Source organism: Pseudoalteromonas sp. APC 3224 (assembly GCF_030407535.1).
Classification (GTDB): domain Bacteria; phylum Pseudomonadota; class Gammaproteobacteria; order Enterobacterales; family Alteromonadaceae; genus Pseudoalteromonas.
The window spans coordinates 1-916 of record NZ_JASDDF010000078.1; the positions used below are offsets into that span (position 1 = coordinate 1).

At 38.4% G+C, this 916-nt stretch carries 1 pseudogene; it reads left to right on the top strand.

The window, feature by feature from the left end:
• Positions 1-413: pseudogene (locus QL989_RS19120) on the top strand (hypothetical protein); the annotation flags it as partial.
• Positions 414-916: the final 503 nt, after the last annotated feature.

Sequence of the window (916 nt, forward strand, 5' to 3'; positions counted from 1 at the left end):
CAGCTGTTACAACTTCTTCACCTGTTAACGCTCAAGAACCAGCGCCTAACACTGTTTCACACTCACAAATTCCAATAAACCAAAGTACCCCTTCACCAAAAGAAACACCTAAACCTGAGGAACGTGAACCAGAAAAACAAAAGCACCCATTTTATAAAGTTGCGCTTCATATTGCTGGTTGGGGAGAATATACCGAACTAGGCAAGTTAACTAAAAACTATTATTTAAGCGCTAGCCAAAACGGTCAGCACATATTTAATTTATCACTTAGGGACTTAATGCTTGCAGGCTACTCAGTAGTTGTTAGGTCTAGTTGCATGATAGAAATTAAATATAATTCTTATCATGATTTTTTAACATGCGACTCTCCAACAGTGGAAGTATTCGATGAAAGTAATGAATTGACAGAGTAGTGAGGAGGGGCCCGCTCGCGGGAGGTGTCCTTGCTACACAGTCAATTCCATACATAACAACCCCGTCACTGGTGACACTATGACTAGAAATCAAATGTACGAACAAAAGCAATAAGGCAAAGGGTTAAAAAAAGTAACCCTTTGGATACCTGACAACTCAGAAATCGAGATAAAGCAGATGGTATATTTTTTAATTGATAATCCAGACCATATACCTTTTATGGCTCGAAGTATTACAACTGGCCGTATGAAAAAGGCTATTTAATACACCGATGGCTTTAGCCATGTAGACCGCACACAAATATTAATTTAGCATTACCGTAAATCGGTCGTAACTAAGCGAAGCGCAACCCCTGCCCTTAGTTACTCGATACCGCGCTTGCGCCCCTGATAAACCTATTCGGAGTTAGATAATGATTAACCATTGTGATTTTTTTAAAAGGAGTAAAAATCACAATGTTTAAATCAGAATTTCATAAACAGTTTCTTTCTTTATTTGGCTA